The 451-nt window shown below is 45.0% G+C and carries 1 protein-coding gene; it reads left to right on the top strand.

Going from position 1 to position 451, the window contains the following annotated elements; translation table 11 throughout:
* The coding region (locus tag QOS10_RS09500) for a transposase (protein WP_283595207.1) at positions 1–451 on the top strand (451 nt) is incomplete at both ends.

The following is a 451-nucleotide window of genomic DNA, read 5'->3' as shown; positions in this document are numbered from 1 at the left end:
GAACTCAGCGAGAATGAATCAATGCGGACTATTGCCAGCCATCACAATGTTTCTATTAACACCGTTGAGCGTCAGCTCGAGGGACTCGAGGATACCTTTAAGACTAATCCTCACTGGCTACCGGCAACCATCGCTTTTGATGACTTTAAATCCGGCAAGTTCGCCCAAAGTAAGATGAGTATGATTTTAATGAATCCACAGAACCATCGCACTATTGATATCATTCAGTCCCGTAATTCACGCTTTATGCGCAGCTACTTTCTTTCCCACTATTCTAAGAAGGCCCGCTGGTCAGTTAAGATCGTCGTAGTCGATCTGTTTGAACCTTATCGTAACCTCATTCATGAATTATTTCCCAAAGCGATTATCGTAGCTGATCATTTCCACGTCGTCGTTCAGGCCTACCGGGCACTTCAAAGTGTCCGGCTTAAGGTCATGAAAGAATACGGGG

Source organism: Limosilactobacillus galli (genome assembly GCF_947381495.1).
GTDB lineage: Bacteria > Bacillota > Bacilli > Lactobacillales > Lactobacillaceae > Limosilactobacillus > Limosilactobacillus galli.
The sequence above is the reverse complement of the archived record's forward strand: the minus strand, read 5'-3'. Positions and strand labels throughout refer to the sequence as shown.